Here is a 22,939-nt window from a genome sequence, read left to right as displayed (position 1 = left end):
GAGAAAGGCGCGGAAACAGCACGGAACGCTCGCCCGGTACAGGACCGGTGCGCATTCCGCCGACGGAGACGAATTGGATAAGAACGAGGCGCCCATGCCAAGCTGGACGCGAATCTAGGTATTTTACCTGAGTCCGGGCGCCGCGGCAGCGTTCTCGGGACGGGCGGGTCATCTCCCCGGTCTTACGCGGCATTGGCAAGCCCGTTCGCATGCAAATCGGACTGGCTGCGGCGTTGGCGCTACCATACCCGTCTTTAGCATGCAGAATTCCATCGTGGACCACACCCACCATTCTTCCGATCCTGACGTAGCCGAACTGCGTGGGGGCTTCACCTCGACGCGCTTCGTGCTCGTCGAGCCGAGCCATCCGGGCAACGTCGGCGCCGCGGCGCGCGCGCTGAAAACCATGGGGTTCTCGCGGCTCGTGCTGGTGTCGCCGCGCGTGCCGCACGTGCAGAGCGATCCGGAAGCCATCGCCATGGCAAGCGGCGCCGACGACGTGCTGGCCTCCGCGCACGTCGTGCCGACGCTCGCCGACGCCCTGAACGGCGTGCATTGGTCGATCGCGCTGACCGCGCGGCTGCGCGAATACGGGCCGCCGCAATGGACGCCGCGCGCCGCGGCCGGCGTCGCGCGCGAGCAGGCGGTGCATGGCGAGATCGCGCTGGTGTTCGGCAACGAGCGCACGGGTTTGTCGAACGAGGACGTCGAGCGATGCAGCGCGCTGGCGCATATTCCGGCCAATCCGGCTTATAGCTCGCTCAATCTCGCGCAGGCCGTGCAGGTGTTGGCGTATGAGTTGCGCACGATGTATCTGTCGGCCGATAGCGCGCCCACGGCGGCTCAAGTGGCTGCGGCTCAGGCGGCTGCGGGGCAGGGCGAGCCGGCAGGCGCACGCGCCGCGAGCGACGAAATCGAAAGCATGTTCACGCATCTGGAAAGCGCGCTGGTCGCGCTCGAATTTCTCGATCCCGCCAATCCGAAGAAGCTGATGTCGCGCCTGCGGCGTCTCTTTGCACGCTCGGGTCTCGAGCGCGAGGAAGTGAATATCGTGCGCGGCATCGCCAAGCACATTCTGTTGAAGACCAAGTCCAAGGACGGCGACGCGTCCTGAGCGCCGCATGCCGTTCCTGAATGCTTTTCCGATAGCCGGCGACGACCCCGCCGGCAGCGTGGACTTCCGGCAGGTTTTCCGCAATCCCCCTACAATCCTCAAAACGTTCTAAGCAAAGCTGCCGCCGTGCTATCCGGCAAGCCGTGCCGTGGCGCGCGCCAGGTCGCGCGAGCGGCCCTTTCTCCCACAACACAGTCCCTGCCATGTTCACGAGACTTCGCGAAGACATCGCCACGATCCGCGAGCGCGACCCCGCCGCCCGCAGCGCCTGGGAAGTCCTCACGTGTTATCCGGGCCTGCACGCGCTCGTACTGCACCGGCTCGCGCATGCATGCTGGCGGGCTAAACGCCGCTGGTTCGCGCGATTCATCTCGCAGATGGCGCGCTTCATGACGGGCATCGAAATCCATCCTGGCGCGACGCTCGGGCGGCGCGTGTTCATCGATCACGGCATGGGCGTGGTGATCGGCGAGACCGCGCAGATCGGCGACGACTGCACGATCTATCAGGGCGTCACGCTCGGCGGCACGTCGCTCACGCGTGGCGCGAAACGGCATCCGACGCTCGAGCGCGGCGTGATCGTGGGCGCGGGTGCGAAGGTGCTCGGCGGTTTTACGATCGGCGCGGACGCGAAGATCGGATCGAACGCGGTGGTGACGAAGCCCGTGCCCGCGCGTGGCACGGCGGTGGGTAATCCGGCGCGGATCATCGTGCCGGCGGCGGCCGCAGTGGTTTCAGAGGCGGCGAATGCGGGTTCCAACGGCGCCGCGCGCGACGTCAAACGCTCCGCCGGAAGCAGCGGCTTCTGCGCATACGGCATTACGCCGAACGCGGACGATCCGGTGTCGCTGGCGATCCATGGCCTGATCGATCACGCCGCCACCCAGGCGAAACGCATCGACGAAATCGTCGACGCACTGGAGCGGCTGGGTACGAGTCTCGAAGGACTGCAAGGCGCGGATGCGGCGTTGCTTGATCTGCGGCGGTTGTCGGCCGCGATTGCAGGCAAGGTGGAAGGGGCGGCGGCGGAGCGTTGACGTCTGCTTGCAGACGACGATGCCGCCGCTCACGCTAACGGGAATGCGGCATGCAACGCGGAGGCACGGCAGTAACGACGCTGGCATGCGCTGCGACAGTCGCTCTGCGATCAATCATTACGATCGCATTCAACCAACGAAAGCGCTGACATGCGGAGAGCCAGCGGCGCTGCAATCACCCGCACCACCACCTTCAACCCAACGGCAACGCCCGAATCCCTTCAGCATCGATACGCAAATACCCGCCACGGCGCTCGCCGTGGTCGAGATCCCAATCCGGCAAAACCCAGCGCGTGCCGCCCGGCTCGCGATGCCGCGCCGGCCGGTGCGTGTGCCCATGAATGATGGTCGCCGTTTTCGACGACTTGAATAACGCGGCCACGGCCGCCGCCGTCACGTCGTACTTCGGCGAAACCGGCCGCGAGCGGCCTTGCTCGCTTTTCGCGCGCATGTTCTCGGCGAGTTTCTGACGCCAGCGTAACGGCCACGCGAGAAACAGCATCTGCGCGAAACGGTTGCGCGCAAAATGCCGGAACAATTGATAGCCGCGATCCGCGGTGCACAAGCCATCGCCATGCGCGAGCGCGATGCGCGTGCCGAATGCGGTGATCACAAACGGATCGGGCAGCCAGATCGCGCCGGCCGCTTTCATGAACCGCTTGCCCAGCAGAAAATCGCGGTTGCCGTGCATGATGTAGAGCGCGATGCCGCGCTCGGACAACGTATGCAACAGCGCCGCCATGCGCGCGACGAACGGTTCGACGAGCATGTCGTCGCCGATCCAGTACTCGAACAGGTCGCCGAGTATGAAAACCGAATCGGCCTGCTCGGCCGTGAAGCGGATGAAATGCTCGAACGCGGCGACCGTATGCGGAATCGCCTCGCTCAGATGAATATCGGAGAGGAGAAAAAACGGGCGTGCGGCGTGCGGGCGTTTGCCCTCGCCAGGCACGCCCGCGGCGACGCTTCGCAGCGGCGTTTCTTGCAGCATTGAAGGTGCCTGATGTCAGTTCGAACGAGTCGACGCTTCGTTCACGTTCAGTCGACGATCACAGCCTTTTCGATCACCACGTCGTCCGCCGGCACGTCCTGATGGAAGCCCTTCGAACCCGTCTTGACCTTCTTGATCTTCTCGACGATGTCCAAGCCTTCGACGACCTTGCCGAACACGGCGTAGCCCCAGCCCTGCGGCGTCGGCGACGAATGGTTCAGGAAGTCGTTGTCGTTCACGTTGATGAAGAATTGTGCCGTGGCCGAATGCGGGTCGTTCGTGCGAGCCATGGCGACCGAGCCGTTCACGTTCTTCAGACCGTTGTTCGCTTCGTTGGTGATCGGCTCGGCCGTCGGCTTCTGCTTCATGCCGGGTTCGAAGCCGCCGCCCTGGATCATGAAGCCGTCGATCACGCGGTGGAACACCGTGTTGTCGTAGTGGCCGGCCTTCACGTAGTTGAGGAAGTTCTCAACCGACTTCGGCGCCTTTTCAGCGTCCAGTTCGAGTTTGATGACGCCGTGGTTCGTATGCAGTTCAACCATGATGGAATCCTTTGATGAACAGGGTGGGTAAAAGGCGCGGCCAGTCGTCATGAACTGACGCCGGGCCGCGCCGGGGCGTGGATTGAGCGCTGATGCTTTTCTCGTGGGCGCGGTGTCTTGCGCGCGCTTTCAGTGCTCGCCTTTGCTTCAATTACTTGCCGACGACCGTGGCCGACTCGATCACGACCGGCTTTTGCGGCACGTCGCTCATCGGGCCGCGCGAGGTAGTGGGCGTGCCTTCGATCTTCTTCACGACGTCCATGCCGCTCGTGACCTTGCCGAACACCGCATAGCCGTTGCCGTCCGGATTCGGATAGTCGAGGCCGGCATTGTCCACCGTATTGATGAAGAACTGCGCGGTGGCCGAATTCGGATCGCTGGTGCGCGCCATGGCGAGCGTGCCCGTCATGTTCTTCAGACCGTTACGGCTTTCGAGCGCAATCGGCGCGCGCGTCGGCTTCTCCGCGAAGCTCTGCGTATAGCCGCCGCCCTGAATCATGAAGCCGCGAATCACGCGATGGAAAATCGTGCCGCTGTACTGGCCGGACTTCACGTAGTCGAGGAAGTTGGCGACCGTCTTCGGCGCTTTCTCAGGATACAACTCGACGCGGATGTCGCCTTCCGATGTCTTGAAGAGGACGGACGGATGCGCGGCTTGCGAACCGGACTGGGCAAATGCGGGAGCGTTTGCGATCAGGGCGGCGCTGCCGAGCGCCAACATCAACCATTTCATGAAGATCCTCAGGGTTGGAAAAAACGTATTGCGCGAGAGCGTAATGGGCTTTACTTCGACGGCGCCATGTACGGCGGCATGGCGAGCGAGCCGTTCGCGCCGCCGTACTGGAAGCTCGGCGTCTGCGTCATGTTCGAGGTGGCGCGAGCGGTGTAGTCGTCTTCCGGGACGGCGGACTGCTTCGCCTGGGTCGGGGTCTTGACCGGCGAGATGACTTTCTGAATGTCCGCGAGGCGCTGCGTGGTGGTGGGGCTCACCTTGCCGAGGCTCTGTGCGCGGCGATAGGCCTCGTTGGCCATGCGCAGATACAGGTCGCCGAGATTCTCGTACGCGAGGCTGTAGCCCGGGTTGACCTTGGTTGCGGTTTCCAGCGCGGCGCGCGCTTCGGCATAATGGCCTTGCTTCGCATAAAGCGCGGCGAGGTTGTTATAGGGCTCGGGCAACTCGGGGTACGTCTGCGTGAGTTCGGTGAACGCGGCGATGGCTTCGTCGTCGCGATTCAGATGGGCGAGCACCGTGCCGCGCTTGAACTTTGCTTGCGCGTCGCGTGGATTCGAGGCGATGCGCGCGTCGAGCTGGGTCAGCGAGGCCGCCCAGTTTTTCTGCGCGATCGACGCGTCGATTTCCGGCGTGTTGTCGCGCACGGCGGGGCCCTGCGGCCGCGTGGCGGCTTTCTGCGCGAAGGCGGCCGAGGCGGGCACGGCGGCAAGGGCGACAGCCAGGGTGACGCGCAACGTGAGGGCACGCGTGGCGCCGAGAGCGACGCCGCCGCTCATGCCGCGCGCGACGCCACCGAAGGCCGCCGCGGCGAGGGTCGCAGCGCTGCGCGCGCGGCCGCTTGAAGGTTTCATAGGCTCAGGTCTGGATGTTATACTCCGACCCATTCTAACAAAAGGTCTGCGCGTTCCGTCGAACCGCAAACTGTCTTTTCGCCACTCGTGGTCGTCTCCGCCTTGATCGCAGCCTGACCGCCGCACCAGGTGCACCGGTTTTGCTGTATGCGACGCACCCGCCATTTGTTCGCGGGGCGCGGCGCGCATGAAACACATTGCGGATTTCTTTCGGCCCACGCACCGTTCTCTATGGAATCACTGCGCATCTACAACACGCTCGCGCGTGACAAGCAAACTTTCGTGCCGCTGCAAGAAGGCGTCGTGCGAATGTACGTCTGCGGGATGACCGTGTACGACTATTGTCACGTCGGTCATGCGCGGGTGATGGTCGTGTTCGACATCGTGCAGCGCTGGTTGCGCACGCTCGGCTACGACGTGACCTACGTGCGCAATATCACGGATATTGATGACAAGATCATCCGGCGCGCAGTGGAGAACGGCGAAACGATCAAAGCGCTGACCGATCGCTTCATCAAGGCGCTGCATGAAGACGCGGACGCGCTCGGCATTCAGCGGCCCGACATCGAACCGCGCGCTACGGACTTCATTCCGCAGATGCTTGGCATGATCGAGCAGCTCGAAGCGAACGGCTACGCCTATCAGGCGACTGACGGCGACGTGAACTATGCGGTGCGCAAGTTCGCGAACTACGGCAAGCTCTCGGGCAAGTCGCTCGAAGATCTGCGCGCGGGCGAACGCGTCGCGGCGAACGACGCGAAGCAGGATCCGCTCGACTTCGTGCTGTGGAAGCAGGCCAAGCCGGAAGAGCCCGCCGACACCGGCTGGGATTCGAAATATGGGCGCGGCCGTCCCGGCTGGCATATCGAATGCTCGGCGATGGGCTGCACGTTGCTCGGCGAACATTTCGACATTCACGGCGGCGGACAGGACCTGCAGTTTCCGCACCATGAAAACGAAATAGCGCAAAGTGAAGCCGCTACCGGTCAAACGTTCGTCAATTTCTGGATGCACAACGGCTACGTACAGATCGACAATGAGAAGATGTCGAAGTCGTTGAACAACTTCTTTACGATCCGCGAAGTATTGGCGCAGTACGATGCCGAGGTCGTGCGTTTCTTCATCGCACGCGCGCATTACCGCTCGCCGTTGAATTACAGCGACGTGCATATCGACGACGCCCGCAACGCCCTCGCGCGTTTGTACACCGCGCTGAAGGACGTCACGCCGGACGACGCCGAGCTCGACTGGAACGAAGCGCATGCGCAGCGTTTCCAGGCAGCAATGAACGACGACTTCAACACACCGGTTGCAGTGTCGGTGTTGTTCGAGTTGGCAACAGAAGTGAACCGCACGCGCGACCCCGCGCTGGCCCGTCAGTTGCGCTCGCTGGGCGCGGTGATCGGACTGCTCGGCCGCGAGCCGCGTGCGTACCTGCAGCAGGCAGCGGGGGCAGCAGCCGAAGGCGCGCTCGAGCCCGCCGCGATCGAAGCGAAGATCGCGGCGCGCGTGGCCGCCAAGCAGGCGAAGGACTATGCGGCAGCAGACCGGATCCGGGCCGAATTGCTCGAGGCCGGCGTTGCACTTGAAGACAAACCCGGCGGGTTGACCGAGTGGCGGCGCGTGTGAGCGCACCTCGACTTACCCTTTGATCGACTCGCCAGGCAGGAGGCAGGATGGCAACGGCCACGAAGACGCCGGCTAAACGAGCCGCGTCTCAAACAAACGCGGCAACCGCGGCAAAGTCGACACGCACGTCGGCTCGCACGGGCGGCGGCGCGGTAAGGAAAGCATCGTCGAAAGCCGGGGTGGCGGCCAAGACCGCAGCGGGCGCAGCGACAAAGACCGCCGTGAAGCGCGGGCTCAATGGCGCGTCGGCGCATGCGCCTCTCGCGAAGCGCGCGAAGGCGCCGCGTTTGAAGAGCAATGGCGCCTTGCCGGCTGAATTGGCCGGCGACGTGCAGGAGCTCGCCCGCGTAACGGTCGAGGGGCACGAAGGCGAAGTCGTGCGCAAGACGCGCGCGTCCGCAACCGCGGGCGGCGAAGCGGCGAGCGCGAGCGAGGTCGCGGTGCCGGTGCAGATCGGCGGCCTCACGCCTGAAGTCACGCGTCCGGCCTATTGGGACAAGGCGTGTGCCGACCTCGTCAAGCGCGATCGCATTCTGAAGAAACTGATTCCGAAGTTCGGTCCGGTGCATCTGCTGAGCCGCGGCGATCCGTTCGTCACGCTCGCGCGCTCGGTGGTCGGCCAGCAGATTTCGGTCGCGTCCGCGCAAGCCGCCTGGGCGAAAGTCGAGGCCGCCTGTCCGAAGCTGGTGCCGCAGCAGTTCATCAAGCTCGGTCTGGAAAAGCTCACCACGTGCGGGTTGTCCAAGCGCAAAGCCGAATACGTGCTCGATCTCGCGCAGCATTTCGTTTCGGGTGCGCTGCACGTCGGTAAATGGACGTCGATGGAAGACGAGGCGGTGATCGCAGAACTCACGCAGATTCGCGGCATCGGCCGCTGGACGGCGGAGATGTTCCTGATCTTCAACCTGTCGCGCCCCGACGTGCTGCCGCTCGACGACCTGGGCCTGATCCGTGCGATCAGTGTCAACTACTTCAGCGGCGAACCGGTCACACGCAGCGAAGCGCGCGAGGTCGCCGCCAACTGGGAGCCGTGGCGCACCGTCGCCACCTGGTATATGTGGCGTAGTCTTGATCCGTTGCCGGTCGACTACTGAAAAAGAAGAAACGGGACCATTTCAAAAGCTATCGATTGTTAAAGATTGATAGTTGCGAGATGGTTTTGACATCGGCGAGCGCGGTTAGAATACGCGCTGCCGGTAAGTCCAAGGATTACAAACAATGAAGACCACGTTTCTGGATTTCGAACAGCCGATCGCTGAACTCGAAGCGAAGATCGAAGAATTGCGCTTCGTGCAGGACGATTCGGCCGTCGATATTTCGGAAGAGATCGAGCGGCTGTCCAAGAAGAGTCAACAGCTCACCAAAGATCTGTACGCGAACCTCACGCCGTGGCAGGTTTCGCAAATCGCCCGTCATCCGCAACGTCCGTACACGTTCGACTACGTCAACGAGCTGTTCACCGATTTCCATGAACTGCACGGCGACCGCAACTATGCGGATGACCTGTCGATCGTCGGCGGCCTCGCGCGCTTCAACGGCCAGGCGTGCATGGTGATCGGCCATCAGAAGGGCCGCGACACCAAGGAGCGCGCGCTGCGCAACTTCGGCATGCCGCGTCCGGAAGGCTATCGCAAGGCCGAACGTCTGATGCGTCTCGCCGAAAAATTCGGCTTGCCGATTTTCACGTTCATCGACACGCCGGGCGCGTACCCGGGCATCGGCGCGGAAGAGCGCGGCCAGTCGGAAGCGATCGGCCGAAATCTGTACGTCATGGCCGAACTGAAGACGCCGCTGATCGCGACGATCATCGGCGAGGGCGGTTCGGGCGGCGCGCTGGCGATCGCCGTCGGCGACAGCGTGCTGATGCTGCAATTCTCGACCTATTCGGTGATCTCGCCGGAAGGCTGCGCCTCCATTCTGTGGAAGAGCGCCGCGAAAGCGCCGGAAGCCGCGGAAGCGCTCGGCCTGACCGCGCATCGTCTGAAGGCGCTCGGTTTGATCGACAAGATCGTCAACGAGCCGTTGGGTGGCGCGCATCGCGATCCGAAAGGCATGGCCGCCATGTTGCGCCGTGCGCTCGCCGATTCGCTGCGCCAGTTCCAGGGCATGAGCATCAACGACCTGCGTCAACGCCGTTTCGAACGGTTGATGTCGTACGGCAAGTTCAAGGAAACGACGCCGGGTGCGTAAGCCCGCGCGCGTTCTCTTTCGTCCTGCAGCGCCCAGCGCGCGAGTGACGTGATTCCCACCGCCGAAACGCCCGCCGACCGCCTCGTTCTCGAGGCCGTCGGCTTTTCGTTGTCTACGCTGCCCGCTGACGCGCGTATTGCGATTGCGTTGAGTGGCGGCGTGGATTCGAGTGTGCTGCTCGATGCCGCGGTGCGTGTCGCGGGCGCGTCGCGTTGTCTCGCGCTGCATGTGCATCATGGGCTGAGCGCGCATGCCGATGCGTGGCTCGCGCACTGCGAGGCGTTTGCGCGGGAGCGTGGCGTCGAGTTCGCGGCAGAGCGCGTCGAGGTGTCGCGTGACGCGGGCGTGAGTGTCGAGGCCGCCGCGCGCGCCGCGCGTTATCGCGCGCTGGACGACATGTGCGCATCGCGCGATGTCGCCACGTTGTGGCTCGCGCAGCATGCGGACGATCAGGCGGAAACCGTGCTGTTGCAATTGCTGCGTGGCGCGGGTCTCGCGGGTCTTGCCGCGATGGCGCCTGAGTATTTGCCGGCGGGTGCGTCAGTGACGCGCGTGCGGCCTTTGCTTCATCTGCTGCGCGCGCAACTCGAGCAATACGCGGGCGAGCGTGCGTTGCAATCGATCGACGACGAGTCGAACGCCGATACACGCTACGCACGCAATGCATTGCGCCACGAGGTGACGCCGGCGTTGGCCGTCCACTTTCCAGGGTTTCGCGACGCGCTCGCGCGCACGGCGGCGCACGCGGCGTCTGCGCAGCGTTTGCTCGACGCGCTGGCGCGCATCGATATGGAATCCGCTTCACGCGACGAAGGGCGTGCTCTATCGCACGATGCATTGCTCGCGTTCGACGACGATCGCGCGCTCAACCTGATGCGTTACTGGATGCGCACGTCGGGTTTCGTCGCCGCATCGAGCGCGCGTCTCGGCGATGCACTGCGTCAGCTACGTGAGATTGGCGCGGCGGGCGAGGGCCACGGTCTGCGTATCGATCACGCGGGACATGCGTTGCGCAGCTATCGCGGCCTCGTCTATTGGGAAGCGGGCGACAGCAACGAGCCCGCCGACGAAACCGCGCTCGCCGCTCGCGCGATCAGCGAACTCGCGTGGCAAGGCGAGTCGATCTGGCGTTTGCGGCAATGGCGCGGCACTTTCGTATTCGCCGACGCAGACGTTGCGGCCGGCGACTCCGACACGATTCCCGCGAGCGTTCTACGGCGCGCCGTGTTGAGCGCGCGATCGCGCAGCGGCGGCGAGCGGATGCGCACGAGCGAAGCGCGCAATGCACCGAGCCGCACGCTGAAAAATCTGTTCCAGGAGCGCGGGGTTCCCGCGTGGAAGCGCGACGTGCCGCTGCTTTACGTCGGCGACGATCTGCTGTTCGTGCCTCTGCTCGGCGTCAATCGCGCAGCGTTGCCGGAACAGGTCGACGAGGCCGAATCGCGCGTCAGAATCGTCTGGCGCGAGGATCTGCTGATCGGCTGACCGGCCGGTCGGACACCTGGATTAGCCGGGCGGTGAATCCGGAAATAGGGCGCAAATCCGCATGAAACAGGCCTTTGCAGCCCTTATTTGGCGCATTCGAATAGCCTTTCCGGCTTGTCTTTTTGCCCTCGATCGGGTACGTTTACTTGTTTGCCCGACCCGATTTCGCCGTCGCTTTTGTTGAATTAGTCGGTTTTCGATCGTGATCCGTCGTTTCCGGTAAGCCATCAGCGATCATTCCCGGGCAAATCCGCGCGTGCTGCACGCGTGCTGCATTTACGCCGCCACACACTCTGCCGTCGTTCACAAGACGTTGCGCGCCTGTGCTTTTGTGCGGTCGTCTCCAGCGCGCCAGCGCGGTTTCTCCTCCAGTTCAGAACGACAATGGCACTCATCGTACATAAATACGGCGGCACCTCGATGGGCTCGGTCGAGCGCATCAAGAACGTCGCCAAGCGCGTCGCGAAATGGCACAAGGCTGGCCACAAGATGGTCGTCGTGCCGTCGGCGATGTCCGGCGAAACCAACCGCTTGCTCGGTCTCGCGAAAGAAATCACGGGTCAGCCGAACCCGCGCGAACTCGACATGATCGCCGCCACGGGCGAGCAGGTCAGCTCGGGTTTGTTGGCTATCGCGCTGCAGGAAGCCGGCGTCGAAGCGGTCAGCTACGCCGGCTGGCAAGTGCCGGTCAAAACGGATAGCGCGTTCACGAAAGCGCGCATCAGCGAAATCGACGGCGAGCGCGTGCTGCGCGATCTCGACGCAGGCAAGGTGGTGGTGATCACAGGCTTCCAGGGCATCGATCCTGACGGCAATATCACTACGCTCGGCCGTGGCGGTTCGGATACGTCGGCGGTCGCGGTCGCGGCTGCGTTGAAAGCCGATGAGTGCCTGATTTACACGGACGTCGACGGGGTCTACACGACCGACCCGCGCGTGGTCGAAGAGGCGCGCCGGCTCGATCGCGTGACGTTCGAAGAAATGCTGGAAATGGCAAGCCTGGGTTCGAAGGTGCTGCAGATCCGCTCGGTGGAATTCGCCGGCAAATATCAGGTGAAGACACGTGTGTTGTCGAGCTTGACCGATCCGCTGATACCGCTCGACGCTGAAATGAAGTCGGGCACCCTGATTACTTTTGAAGAAGATGAGACCATGGAAAAAGCAGTCATCTCGGGCATCGCGTTTCAGCGCGACGAAGCTCGCATTGCCGTGATGGGTGTGCCCGACAAGCCGGGCATCGCGTATCAGATTCTCGGCCCGGTGGCGGACGCGAATATCGACGTCGACATGATCATCCAGAACCAGAGCGTGGAAGGCAAAACGGCGTTCACGTTTACGGTCGGCCGCGGCGATTATCAGCGCGCCATGGACATCCTCACGACCCAGGTGAAGGGCCACGTGCAGGCCGAGCAGGTGCTGGGCGATCCGAAGGTGTCGAAGGTCTCGGTGGTCGGCGTCGGCATGCGTTCGCACGTCGGTATCGCGAGCACGATGTTCCGCACGCTGTCGGAAGAGGGCATCAACATTCAGATGATCTCGACCTCCGAAATCAAGATCTCGGTGCTGATCGACGAGAAGTACATGGAGCTCGCCGTGCGCGCGCTGCATAAAGCGTTCGAACTGGATCAAGCGTAATTTGCTTCGAACAACGGGGTGGACAAGAGCGCTCCGTTTGTTTTGCGCGGCCGAGGTGAATAAATTGCGTCGCCGGTGACGAAACTGGCACAAAAAATGTTCGCGAGACATTGACCTTCGCGGTTCGGCCCGCTATTATCTTGGCTTCGTCGCGCTGACTCCCTGCGCGACCGAAAGTTTGGGAGACGTGGCCGAGAGGTCGAAGGCACTCCCCTGCTAAGGGAGCATCTGGGCCAAAACCTGGATCGAGGGTTCGAATCCCTCCGTCTCCGCCAGTGATGGTGGCAAACCCCGCAGAGTCTAGGCTCTGCGGGGTTTTGTTTTTGGGCGTTGCAGTTCGAGTGGATTGGTACAGTGACGGCCTGCTGTCGCTCAATCTCATTCGTGACCGTATGTGCAATCACGCACTCAATTCGGTCCTCCAAGTTAACGTTTAGCTCAGCTTGTAAATCCGAACTGCTGTGTCATGCAGCAGTCTTCGCTGTTCCGAAACACTGAACTCTGCAATCACCTCGAAGTACGCGCGATAAAGCTGTTCGAATGTGCAAGACAGCTTGCTGATCGGCATATGACTCGCGAACATGCAGCGGTCAGGCCCAAAAACCTCGATGGCTTGCAGTATCCAAGGGCGAACCTGAGCGACCGTCCAATGAATGCCGAAGATGCATTCCAGCCCAAAAATTTTGACAGCCACATTGGGACACGCGCCGACCAACGTCATTCCACGTCGCCACGCCGCCTGGCCTTCGCTAGTCAGATCGAGCGGCCAGCCCAGCACAGGCAGCACGAACTGAATGTCTGGAAACGCAGTCGCGAGCGATGCGAGTTCGGGAAGTTGCGGGGCGAATATCTCGATTTCGCAGATCAGATTGCGCCCGCGCAGCGAAGCGAGTCCGCGTCGCCATGCCGCGTCCGACGTGAGGCCCGGCGCCGTTGCATAGCGAAGCAGCGGGTTCGCCGGGTGCCAACCCAGATGCTGACGAACGCAACGGATCCGATTTGCTGATGCATACGCGTCCAGCGTGCCCGGCAGATCGGGACTCGAAAAATCGACCAAAGCGATGATGCCGTCCGGGCGTCCTGTGGTGTTCGCAAGGTCCTGCGCCCAGCAGGTTTCGCCCACCGGATCGGTCGAAATGAACTCGGCCCAGACTGTGCCGACGACATTCAACGCGCTCGTGTCGCGCGCGTAGTCGTCGGGTAAGTACATGCGGGGGAGCGCACTGTAGTCACCAACGAGGGCTTCGAAGCCTTCGCTGCGCGTCGCGAACACGGGGTAATGGAAGCGCCCAGCGTCGTAGAAGTGTTGGTGACAATCAAGGATCGGCAGGGCGGCGCAGTCCATCGTCCAGGTCTCCGTACGCGAGAGCCAGCACTGAAGCGCAGTGCTTGTCCGGCGAGGTTAGCATGAGTCGGTTCGGCGTCCTGTGAGGAGGCAGATGGCAGGTTGTCGTCGCCTTGCTGTTGGCGTGTTGAGAAGCAGCGAACGTTGTCTGAATGGCTGGCTTCGCCGGATCACTGAGCGTGGGTTAGCTGGAACCCGCGAAGTCCCACGGCGTGCTCTCGCGGCCGATTTCGTGCGCGGGTCTGCCGTTCGTCAATCGCCGCTGCAAGCCGCACTCGAAATGCGTGCTGCGCCCCACCATCCCAACAAACTGCGAGGGCCCCGACGACGGCGACGTCGTATTCTGCGAGTCGCCCACCACCGCCACCGCATCGGTAATGCTCGTGGCGCCGCCCGCCGCGATCAGCGTCTTGCCGCGTGCGAGCTGTTACGCCTTCAGCGCGTACAACGTAGTGGGCGTAGAGCGGTTGTAGGTCTGCTCCAGCGAGATCTAGTGATAGCGCGCCGGGTCGCTCATGCCGTTCGCCTTGCTCGCGCACGCGTTGCTGTACCCGGCGCCGACTATCACAGCGGGCGTGATGCGATATGTCGAAATCACGCCGTACGTGTTGAGCACGGTTTCGCTGGCGAACAGCGAACTATTGGCATTTGGTGTCAGTCATCGTATCACTGGTATGCGTGTGAGACACTCTAGGCAAAACCGTTCAATTTTGTCGATTTTCTGGTGAATTTCAATGATATCGGGCGTTTCAACATTAGGTGGCCGACTAGAGATCGGACGACCGGTCACCTTTAAATTTTCGCAGTTCGTTTCGCCTGCGCGACACAAATGGCAGATGGCTGCGTGAGTCCGCTGTGGCGGCGGCGTGCTATGCCTTAAACGAGCGTCGCCGTATGAGCCGGATCGACTGGCGCCTCGAAGCAGGTCGCATTCGATTCAATCCAAATCGAGCGAGAGCGTTTCTGCGCCGAGGCAGGGCAGACGCATGAATAAATAATGCTTCGACATCCTACAGATATTGTCCGCACTGGAAATGACAAATGCCATGCGTGCCTGGCTGCGCATATCGCCGTCGGCCGAATGCCCCGCTGCATGAACGTGCGGCGAGCAGAGCCGCCTTGCATTGCGCCGCGCTCTGGTTACAACGCCACCGCTTCTTCACCAAAACCATGTCCAATGTAACGAGACGTAACCGGCCGGCCACGCACGCGATGTTATGCATCAGTTATTACAAACTTGAAATACGCGCAGCGGCGCCTTGCGCTATATTTCCGCCAACAACACATTCTTCCAAAGGGTGATCGATGAAGTCCGCTCGTCTTGTTCCACTTTTGATCGGGGTTTTCGCGCTGGGTGCGTCGGGTGCCGCAATGGCCGGCGGTCTCAGTGTTGGTGTCAACATCGGCATTCCCGCGCCGGTCTACGTCGCGCCGGCACCGGTTTATGCACCGCCGCCTCCGCCCCCGCCGCCGGTCGTCTATCAACCGGCACCCGTGTACTACGGCGGCCCGGCGATCGTGGTCGGCTGGCATGGCGACCGCTACTGGGACGGACGCCGCTACTGGGCGCGCGATGACTGGTATCGTCATCATCCCCCGGGGCATTACAACTACGGTCGCGACCACTACGACAATCATCGCGGCTGGCACTAAGCATCCAGACCCGCGGTTGATCGAATCGCGGCATCAAAGAAAAACCGCCTGAAAAAGGCGGTTTTTTTGTTGGGCTTCTGCAATAAGCCAGCAAAATGCAGTGGCGCACACAAAGCGCCACGCGCTCACGCGCAAGGCGTGTTGTTCAATCCGCCACGGCAGCCATGCCACCCACCACCGCGCTAAAGCCGCTATCGACGTGCACGATTTCCGCCGTCACGCCGGCCGCCAGATCCGACAGCAGGAACGCCGCCGTATTGCCGACCTGTTCGATCGTCACGTTGCGCTTGAGCGGCGCGTTCTGTTCCACGAATTCGAGAATCTTGCCGAAGCCCTTGATGCCGCTCGCGGCCAGCGTCTTGATCGGGCCCGCCGAAACACCATTGACGCGCACGCCTTTTGCGCCGAGCGAGACCGCCAGATAACGCACGCTGGCTTCGAGTGAAGCTTTGGCGAGACCCATGGTGTTGTAGTTCGGAATCGCGCGCTCGGCGCCCAGGTAGCTCAGCGTGAGCAGTGACGCGTCCGGCGTGAACATGGATTGCGCGGCTTTGGCGAGCGCCGGGAAGCTGTACGCGGAGATGTCGTGCGCGATGCGGAAATTTTCGCGCGTCATGCCGTCGAGAAAATCGCCGGCAATCGCTTCGCGCGGCGCAAAGCCGATCGAGTGAACGAGACCGTCGAGGCCGACCCAGCGTTGCTTGAGCGAGACGAAGAGGGCGTCGATCTGCGCGTCGTCGGCGACGTCGCAGGGGAACACCAGATCGCTGCCGAACTCGTTGGCGAACTCGGTGATGCGGTCCTTGAAGCGCTCGCCGACATAGGTGAACGCCAGCTCGGCGCCTTCGCGCTTGCAGGCTTGCGCGATGCCGTAGGCAATCGAACGGTTCGACAGCAGGCCAGTCAGCAGGATACGTTTACCAGCGAGGAAGCCCATGAAATCTCCTGATCGGATCGGCGCGCCGCGCCGCGCACGGCGACAGTGTGCGCAGCAGACGTGCGGATCGCGCGGGTTTATTGGGTAGAATTCTCTCACACTGCAATTGCCCACTGACCAACAAGGCCCCCATGACAACTGGCTCGCGACGGGTTCCAACGCCTCGTGCACTCCGGTGCAGCGTGATTCACAGACCCTTGCGTGCCGGCCTCGCGATTGCGCCGCGTTCATGGCGCTCTGCTTGCGCCGCGCTGATGTGCGGCGTGCTGGCCGTGGCTGGTCTTCTCGTGGCGCCGCGGGCGCACGCGGTCTATGCGATCGCGCAATACGGTGAGCCGAAATATCCGGCGGAATTCAAGCACTTCGACTACGTCAATCCGGACGCGCCGAAGGGCGGCACGCTGGTGCTGGCCAATCCGAGCCGCCTCACCAGCTTCGACAAATTCAATCCCTTCACGCTGCGCGGCAATACGGCGCCGGGTGTGGACCTGATGTTCGAAAGCCTTACCACCGGCAGCAGCGACGAAGTGGCGTCCGCTTACGGGCTGCTCGCCGACGACATCAACATCGCGCCGGATGGACTGTCGGTGACCTTCCACATCAATCCGCGCGCGCGGTTTTCGAACGGCGATCCGGTCACCGCCGACGACGTCAAGTTCTCGCTCGACACGCTGAAAAGCCCGCAGGCCGCGCCGCAATTCGCCTCGATCTTCGGCGAGATCACGCGCGCGGTGGTGATCGATCCGCATACGATCCGCTTCGAGTTTCATCAGCGCAATCGCGAGCTGCCGTTGCTTGCGGGCGGCATACCGGTGTTCTCGCGCAAGTGGGGAATGAAGCCGGACGGCAGCCGCATTCCGTTCGACCAGCTCGCGTTCGAAAAGCCGATCGGCAGCGGACCTTATCTGATCGAGCAATACGACAACGGCCGCACGATTACGTACCGGCGCGACCCGAATTACTGGGGCGCGGCGCTGCCGGTGCGCGTCGGCATGTATAACTTCGATCGCGTCGTCTACAAGCTGTATTCGGATAGCACGGCGCGGCTGGAGGCGTTCAAGGCCGGCGAGTACGACGCCCTGGTCGAATACGTCGCGCGCAACTGGGTGCGGCGTGATGTCGGCAAGAAATTCGATAGCGGCGAGCTGATCAAGCAGGTGTTTGCGCAACATAACGGCACCGGCATGCAGGGCTTCATGCTGAACACGCGGCGGCCGTTGTTTCAGGACGTGCGCGTGCGCAAGGCGCTCGATCTTGCGCTCGACTTTCAGTGGCTCAATCGGCAGTTGTTCTTCAATCAGTACACGCGTATCGACAGTTTCTTCGCCAACACCGATTTGCAGGCGAAGGGTCTGCCTTCGCCGGGTGAGTTGGCCTTGCTCGAGCCGTGGCGCGCGAAGCTCGACCCGGCCGTGTTCGGTCCGCCACCGAAACAGCCGGATACCGATCCTCCCGGCTCGCTGCGCGCCAACCTGCTGGAGGCGCGCGCGCTCTTGCAGGAGGCCGGCTGGACCTACCGCGACGGCGCCTTGCGCAACGCCAAGGGCGAGCCGTTCCGCTTCGAGATTCTCGACGACTCCGGCTCGTCCGCGCAGATGGAGCCGATCGTCGCGACCTTCATCCGCAATCTGCAGAAGCTGGGCATCCAGGCCACGTTTCGCGTGTCGGATTTCGCGGTCTATCAGAAGCGGCTAGACGCATTCGATTTCGACACCACCACCATCCGCATGCCGGACGTGCAGGTGCCCGGTTCCGAGCAGATCGAACGATTCGGCAGCAAGGCCGCCGATACGCAGGGTTCCGATAACATGATCGGGCTGAAGTCGCCCGTGGTGGATGCGATCCTGAACGCGCTCGTGCATGCGCAGACGCGCGAGCAACTGGTCGACGCCACGCACGCGCTCGACCGTGTGTTGATGCATGGCTACTATGTCGTGCCGCATTGGTACAGCGCGACGCATCGGGTGGCGTTCAAGCGCGGCCTTGCATGGCCGAAAACGCTGCCCCTGTACTATTCGGCGGAAGGCTGGATCACGTCGATGTGGTGGTTCGCGCAGCCACAGTCGCAATCGCAGCCGCAAGCGCAACCTTAACCGCGCTAACGCGTCATTCATTCGGAAACGCCGCCATGTGGAGCTACATCCTCAAACGCCTGCTGCTGATGATCCCGACTTTGCTCGGCGTGCTGACGCTGACCTTCGCTGTGATCCAGTTCGTTCCCGGTGGCCCGGTCGAGCAGATGCAGCACGAGTTGCGCAAAGGCGCCGAGAACGGCGCGCCGTTCGGTCTGCGCGCGCATACCGGCGTCGACGCGCAGCAGATCGCGCAACTCAAAGCGCTATACGGCTTCGACAAACCGCCGCTCGAACGCTACGTGCTGATGCTCAAGCGCTTCTCGACGTTCGATCTCGGTCAGAGCTACTTCCGCCATCAAAGCGTGTGGTCGCTGATCGTCTCGAAGCTGCCGGTATCGATCAGCATCGGCTTATGGACGTTCTTTCTGACGTATCTGATATCGGTGCCGCTCGGCATTGCAAAGGCGATACGCAACGGTTCGCGCTTCGATGTCGCGACGAGCCTCGTGGTGCTGGTCGGCTACGCGATTCCGGGCTTCGTGCTGGGTGTTTTGCTGCTCGTGCTGTTCGGCGGCGGTACGTTCCTGCAACTGTTCCCGCTGCGCAATCTCACTTCGGACAACTGGGCGCAACTAAGTGTCGTAGGCAAGATTCTCGACTATCTGTGGCATATCGCGTTGCCGATCACGGCCTCGGTCGTGGGCAGTTTCGCGGTCGTCACCATGTTGACGAAAAACGCTTTTCTCGATGAGATCCGCAAGCAATACGTGCTCACCGCGCGCGCCAAAGGGTTGTCCGAAAAGCGCGTGCTGTGGAAGCACGTGTTCCGCAATGCGCTGTTGCCGCTGATCGTCGGTTTTCCGGCCGCGTTTATCGGCGCGTTCTTTACCGGCAGTCTGCTGATCGAGACGCTGTTTTCGCTTGATGGCCTCGGGCTGCTGTCGTACGAATCGGTTGTGCGGCGCGATTATCCGGTCGTGCTCGGCACGCTGTATCTGTTCACGCTGATCGGGCTGGCGACCAAGCTGATCTCCGATCTTTGCTACGTGTGGGTCGATCCCCGCATCCAATTCGAACAACTGGAGCGCTGATGAATCGAGCCCGTCTTTCCGCCGATGCGTCGGCGCGCACCGAACCAGCGCGCGCGTTCGTCTCGCCTTCGCCCGCGCGCCGTGTGTGGCAGCGTTTTCGCCAGCAGCGTCTGGGCTACTGGAGCCTGATCGTGTTCGTCGTGGCATTCGCGGCGAGTCTGGCCGGGCCGTTGTGGTCGAACGACAAACCGCTCGTGGTGCGCTACGACGGCAGCCTGTATTTCCCGATGTTCAAGACCTACGCCGAGACCACCTTCGGCGGCGATTTCCCGACGCCGGCCGATTATCTCGATCCGTATATCAAGCATCGTTTCGATGCGCTGGGCAATTTCGCCGTGTATCCGCCGAATCACTATTACTACGACACGCTGAATTACTTTTCGAAGGCGCCGAACCCGGCGCCGCCGTCGCGCGAGAACTGGCTCGGCACCGACGACCGCGGCCGCGATCTGTTCGCGCGTCTGCTCTACGGCTTCCGCGTATCGGTGGAATTCGGGCTGGTGCTGACGCTGATCGGTACGATACTCGGAATCGCGGCGGGCGCCGTGCAAGGTTATTTCGGAGGACGTACCGATATCATCGGGCAGCGTTTGATCGAAATCTGGAGCGCCATGCCGGAGCTTTACCTGCTGATCATCTTTTCGTCGATCTTCGAGCCGGGCTTCATTCTGCTGATCGTGCTGCTCTCGCTGTTCGGCTGGATCGGCTTGTCCGATTACGTGCGCGCGGAGTTCCTGCGCAATCGCCAGCAGGATTATGTGCGCGCGGCGCGCGCAATGGGGCTGTCGAACTGGCAGATCATGTGGCGGCATGTGCTGCCCAATAGTCTCACGCCGGTGATCACGTTCCTGCCGTTTCGCATGAGCGGCGCGATTCTCGCGCTGACGAGCCTCGACTTTCTCGGCTTGGGCGTGCCGTCGCCGACGCCGAGCCTCGGTGAGTTGCTCGCGCAAGGCAAGGCGAATCTCGACGCGTGGTGGATTTCGCTGTCCACCTTCGGCGTTCTGGTGGCGATGCTGTTGCTGCTGACTTTCATGGGCGACGCGCTGCGCAATGCACTCGACACCCGTATCTCCGATGCGATGCGCGCCGGAGGCAATCAATGAGCGCGAACTTGCAAAGCAACGCGTCACCGGCCACGACGCAGCCGCTGCTCGAACTGGACCATCTGCATGTGCGTTTCGGCGATACGGTCGCGGTGAGCGACGTCACGCTCGCGATCCAGCGCGGCGAACGGGTGGCGCTGGTCGGCGAATCGGGTTCGGGCAAGAGCGTGACCGCGCTGTCGATCCTGCGTCTGTTGAGCGACGCGCAAGTGAGCGGGTCGATCCGTTTCGACGGCGAAGACCTGCTCGGCAAAACCGAGCGCGAGATGCGCGGCTTGCGCGGCTCGGACATCGCGATGATTTTTCAGGAGCCGATGACCGCGCTCAATCCGCTCTACACGGTCGGCGATCAGATTGCGGAAACCATCGTCGTGCATGACGGCGTGACGGCGAACGAGGCGCGCAAGCGCGCCGTGGTGCTCCTGGGACGCACCGGCATCGCCGAGCCGGGCAAGCGCGTGAACAGCTATCCGCATCAGCTGTCGGGTGGCCAGCGCCAGCGCGCGATGATCGCGATGGCGCTGGCGTGCCGTCCGCGTCTTCTGCTGGCCGACGAGCCGACCACGGCGCTCGACGTGACGATCCGCGCGCAGATCGTCGAACTGCTGCTGGAGTTGCAACGCGACGAGGCGGAAAAACGCGGCATGGCCGTGTTGCTGATCACGCACGACCTGAATCTGGTGCGCCACTTCGCGCAACGCATCGCGGTGATGGAGAAGGGCGTTCTGGTGGAGAGCGGGCCGGTCGAGCAGGTGTTCGCGTCGCCGCAGCATCCGTACACGCAACGCCTGCTGGCGAGCCGCCCGGAACGCACGGTCGTGCCGGTTTTGCCGATTTCGCCCGTGCTGCTCGAGGCGCGCGGGATTTCGGTCGATTTCAAAACGAAGCTGCCGGGTTTCAGCGGGTGGTTTCGCTCGGGACGGTTTCGCGCCGTTGCGGACGCGAACGTGTCGGTGCGCCAAGGCGAGACGCTCGGGATCGTCGGCGAATCGGGTTCGGGCAAATCGACGCTGGCGATGGCCTTGCTCGGCCTGCAACGCACCGTGCACGGCGAGATCGAGTTTCAGGGCAGGGCGCTCGGCAGTTATCGCGGCGCCGAACAGACCGCCTTGCGCTCGAACATGCAGGTTGTCTTCCAGGATCCGTTCAGTTCGCTTTCGCCGCGCCAGACCATCGAACGGATTGTCGGCGAAGGGCTCGCGTTGCACCGGCCGACTATGACGCCGCAAGCGCGCCGGGAGAAGGTGATCTCAGTGCTGCGCGAAGTCGGCCTCGATCGCACGGTGCTGCAACGCTATCCGCACGAATTCTCCGGCGGGCAGCGTCAGCGGATCGCGATTGCGCGCGCGCTGGTGCTGGAACCGCGCATCCTGATCCTCGACGAACCGACCAGCGCGCTCGATGTTTCCATTCAACAGCAGGTGCTGAAACTGCTCGCCGGGTTGCAACAGAAGTACAACCTTGGCTTCGTTTTTATTAGCCACGACTTAGCGGTAATCGGGGCAATGGCGCATCGTGTCGCGGTCATGCAAAACGGTTCGATCGTCGAAAGCGGCGAGGTTGAGGAGATTTTTGCGACACCCGCCCACCCCTACACTCGAAAGCTGCTGAAAGCCGCGCTGGACCATTGATTTACCGCTTTTTCACCAATTGGGTGCGGGTCTCGATTGTATTTTTCTATTTGTTTTGACATGTGAATACTTACTGGCTAGTATCGACCAAACTTTTTTCCGTAGACCCCTGATTTTTAGGCAAAAAATACCGACCAATGCGGCACAGAAACCTAACCCAGGCTTGCACGCGCGTCGTCGCCGGGATGTTCATTGGCGTCTTGATGGCAGCAGCTCCCGGCGCGTTCGCCGACGAAGTAAGCAGTTTCAATCAGAATGCCTCATATTCGACCCTCAGCGGGTCGAATTCTTTGTCCGCTCCCAATTCGCAAGCCGTCGCTCCCCCTAGCGACAGCAGCGCCAAATCGTTCCTCTCCGGCATGGCCGGCAAGGCGGGCGACGTGGTCGTCGGCGCCCTGAACATGATCGGCGTGCGCTACCGTTGGGGTGGCAACACCCCGGATTCGGGGCTCGATTGCAGCGGCTTCGTCCGCTACGTGTTCCAGGACACGCTCGGTATGGCGTTGCCGCGCCGCGCCGAGGAAATGAGCCGCGTCGGCGAAAAGGTTCGCGTCAGCGACCTGAAGCCGGGCGATCTGGTGTTCTTCAACACCATGCGCCGCACGTTCTCGCACGTCGGCATCTATATCGGCGACAACAAGTTCGTGCATTCGCCCTCCACGGGCAGCACGATCCGTGTCGACGACATGGATGACGGCTACTGGGAAAAGCGCTTTACCGGCGCGCGCCGGATCGAGGCGTCGTATCAGGACGGCGAGGATTTGCGCAAGCGCGTCAATGCGACCATCGGCGGCAATCAGTAAGAGATTGCGCCGGCGGTTCGCGGCATAAAAAAGCCTGCTTCGAACGAAGCAGGCTTTTTTGCGTTTGACCGGCCGATGCGGCCGTTCCAAG

General features: G+C 62.4%; 19 protein-coding genes, 1 tRNA gene and 1 pseudogene. 14 read left to right on the top strand and 7 right to left on the bottom strand.

Features of this window, described 5'->3' with window-relative positions; all coding sequences use genetic code 11:
- Positions 1–274: 274 nt before the first annotated feature.
- Both P0D80_RS08095 and cysE read left to right on the top strand, forming a co-directional pair.
- A complete protein-coding gene (locus P0D80_RS08095) occupies positions 275–1,114 on the top strand; it encodes an RNA methyltransferase (RefSeq protein ID WP_408282682.1) in 840 nt (279 codons plus the stop codon).
- Between the two features lie 203 nt (positions 1,115–1,317).
- Positions 1,318–2,151 carry a serine O-acetyltransferase gene (gene cysE, locus P0D80_RS08090; RefSeq protein ID WP_408175901.1) on the top strand — a complete coding sequence of 278 codons (834 nt, stop codon included), beginning with the start codon at positions 1,318–1,320 and terminating at the stop codon, positions 2,149–2,151.
- Between the two features lie 193 nt (positions 2,152–2,344).
- Here cysE and P0D80_RS08085 read toward each other — a convergent pair whose 3' ends face one another.
- The 4 genes from P0D80_RS08085 to P0D80_RS08070 form a co-directional block, all read right to left on the bottom strand.
- On the bottom strand, positions 2,345–3,142 hold the full coding sequence (locus tag P0D80_RS08085) for a UDP-2,3-diacylglucosamine diphosphatase (protein ID WP_408282680.1): 798 nt from the start codon (positions 3,140–3,142) through the stop codon (positions 2,345–2,347).
- Positions 3,143–3,189: 47 nt separating this feature from the next.
- Positions 3,190–3,684, bottom strand: coding sequence for a peptidylprolyl isomerase (locus tag P0D80_RS08080; protein ID WP_074764298.1), 495 nt, complete (start codon positions 3,682–3,684; stop codon positions 3,190–3,192).
- A gap of 151 nt (positions 3,685–3,835) precedes the next feature.
- Positions 3,836–4,417, bottom strand: coding sequence for a peptidylprolyl isomerase (locus P0D80_RS08075; RefSeq protein ID WP_408282677.1), 582 nt, complete (start codon positions 4,415–4,417; stop codon positions 3,836–3,838).
- A gap of 50 nt (positions 4,418–4,467) precedes the next feature.
- Positions 4,468–5,268: a tetratricopeptide repeat protein gene (locus tag P0D80_RS08070; protein WP_408282675.1), complete on the bottom strand. Its 801-nt coding sequence runs from the start codon at positions 5,266–5,268 to the stop codon at positions 4,468–4,470.
- Between the two features lie 231 nt (positions 5,269–5,499).
- Between P0D80_RS08070 and cysS the strand changes: the two genes are divergently transcribed.
- The 6 genes from cysS (at position 5,500) to P0D80_RS08040 (ending at position 12,482) form a co-directional block, all read left to right on the top strand.
- Positions 5,500–6,897 (top strand): cysteine--tRNA ligase, encoded by a 1,398-nt coding sequence (gene cysS, locus P0D80_RS08065; RefSeq protein ID WP_408282674.1) that lies wholly within the window; start codon positions 5,500–5,502, stop codon positions 6,895–6,897.
- 47 nt (positions 6,898–6,944) lie between these two features.
- Entirely contained in the window at positions 6,945–7,991 is a 1,047-nt protein-coding gene (locus P0D80_RS08060) for a DNA-3-methyladenine glycosylase family protein (RefSeq protein ID WP_408282673.1), read from the top strand.
- A 124-nt stretch (positions 7,992–8,115) separates the two neighbouring features.
- Positions 8,116–9,087, top strand: coding sequence for an acetyl-CoA carboxylase carboxyltransferase subunit alpha (locus tag P0D80_RS08055; protein WP_007181378.1), 972 nt, complete (start codon positions 8,116–8,118; stop codon positions 9,085–9,087).
- A gap of 48 nt (positions 9,088–9,135) precedes the next feature.
- Positions 9,136–10,572 carry a tRNA lysidine(34) synthetase TilS gene (gene tilS / locus P0D80_RS08050; RefSeq protein ID WP_408282671.1) on the top strand — a complete coding sequence of 479 codons (1,437 nt, stop codon included), beginning with the start codon at positions 9,136–9,138 and terminating at the stop codon, positions 10,570–10,572.
- Positions 10,573–10,956: 384 nt separating this feature from the next.
- Positions 10,957–12,207: an aspartate kinase gene (locus P0D80_RS08045; RefSeq protein WP_132373884.1), complete on the top strand. Its 1,251-nt coding sequence runs from the start codon at positions 10,957–10,959 to the stop codon at positions 12,205–12,207.
- Between the two features lie 181 nt (positions 12,208–12,388).
- Positions 12,389–12,482 (top strand) — tRNA-Ser (locus tag P0D80_RS08040).
- Positions 12,483–12,640: 158 nt separating this feature from the next.
- Here P0D80_RS08040 and P0D80_RS08035 read toward each other — a convergent pair.
- Together P0D80_RS08035 and P0D80_RS08030 are read right to left on the bottom strand one after the other, a co-directional pair.
- Positions 12,641–13,552 carry an amidohydrolase family protein gene (locus P0D80_RS08035; RefSeq protein ID WP_408282669.1) on the bottom strand — a complete coding sequence of 304 codons (912 nt, stop codon included), beginning with the start codon at positions 13,550–13,552 and terminating at the stop codon, positions 12,641–12,643.
- Between the two features lie 292 nt (positions 13,553–13,844).
- Positions 13,845–14,195: pseudogene (locus P0D80_RS08030) on the bottom strand (porin); the annotation flags it as partial.
- Positions 14,196–14,857: 662 nt separating this feature from the next.
- Between P0D80_RS08030 and P0D80_RS08025 the strand changes: the two are divergent.
- Positions 14,858–15,205 carry a hypothetical protein gene (locus P0D80_RS08025; RefSeq protein WP_408175910.1) on the top strand — a complete coding sequence of 116 codons (348 nt, stop codon included), beginning with the start codon at positions 14,858–14,860 and terminating at the stop codon, positions 15,203–15,205.
- A 145-nt stretch (positions 15,206–15,350) separates the two neighbouring features.
- On the opposite strand, the gene fabI is transcribed toward P0D80_RS08025, so the two are convergent.
- Entirely contained in the window at positions 15,351–16,142 is a 792-nt protein-coding gene (gene fabI, locus P0D80_RS08020; RefSeq protein WP_408282668.1) for an enoyl-ACP reductase FabI, read from the bottom strand.
- 131 nt (positions 16,143–16,273) lie between these two features.
- Between fabI and P0D80_RS08015 the strand changes: the two genes are divergently transcribed.
- From P0D80_RS08015 to P0D80_RS07995, 5 genes are all read left to right on the top strand, one after another.
- The gene (locus tag P0D80_RS08015; protein ID WP_408282666.1) at positions 16,274–18,235 is read left to right on the top strand and encodes an extracellular solute-binding protein; all 1,962 of its coding nucleotides are present in this window, start codon (positions 16,274–16,276) and stop codon (positions 18,233–18,235) included.
- A 35-nt stretch (positions 18,236–18,270) separates the two neighbouring features.
- Positions 18,271–19,308 carry a microcin C ABC transporter permease YejB gene (locus P0D80_RS08010; protein WP_132373889.1) on the top strand — a complete coding sequence of 346 codons (1,038 nt, stop codon included), beginning with the start codon at positions 18,271–18,273 and terminating at the stop codon, positions 19,306–19,308.
- Positions 19,308–20,414, top strand: a complete 1,107-nt coding sequence (locus P0D80_RS08005; RefSeq protein ID WP_408282663.1) for an ABC transporter permease — start codon at positions 19,308–19,310, stop codon at positions 20,412–20,414. The genes P0D80_RS08010 and P0D80_RS08005 overlap by 1 nt, the downstream gene beginning before the upstream one ends.
- Positions 20,411–22,045, top strand: a complete 1,635-nt coding sequence (locus P0D80_RS08000) for an ABC transporter ATP-binding protein (RefSeq protein WP_408175916.1) — start codon at positions 20,411–20,413, stop codon at positions 22,043–22,045. Before P0D80_RS08005 ends, P0D80_RS08000 begins: the two co-directional genes overlap by 4 nt.
- A gap of 137 nt (positions 22,046–22,182) precedes the next feature.
- Positions 22,183–22,848 (top strand): C40 family peptidase, encoded by a 666-nt coding sequence (locus P0D80_RS07995; RefSeq protein ID WP_408175917.1) that lies wholly within the window; start codon positions 22,183–22,185, stop codon positions 22,846–22,848.
- Positions 22,849–22,939: the final 91 nt, after the last annotated feature.

This window comes from Paraburkholderia sp. RL17-373-BIF-A (genome assembly GCF_046030175.1).
Lineage (GTDB): Bacteria > Pseudomonadota > Gammaproteobacteria > Burkholderiales > Burkholderiaceae > Paraburkholderia.
The sequence above is the reverse complement of the archived record's forward strand: the minus strand, read 5'-3'. Positions and strand labels throughout refer to the sequence as shown.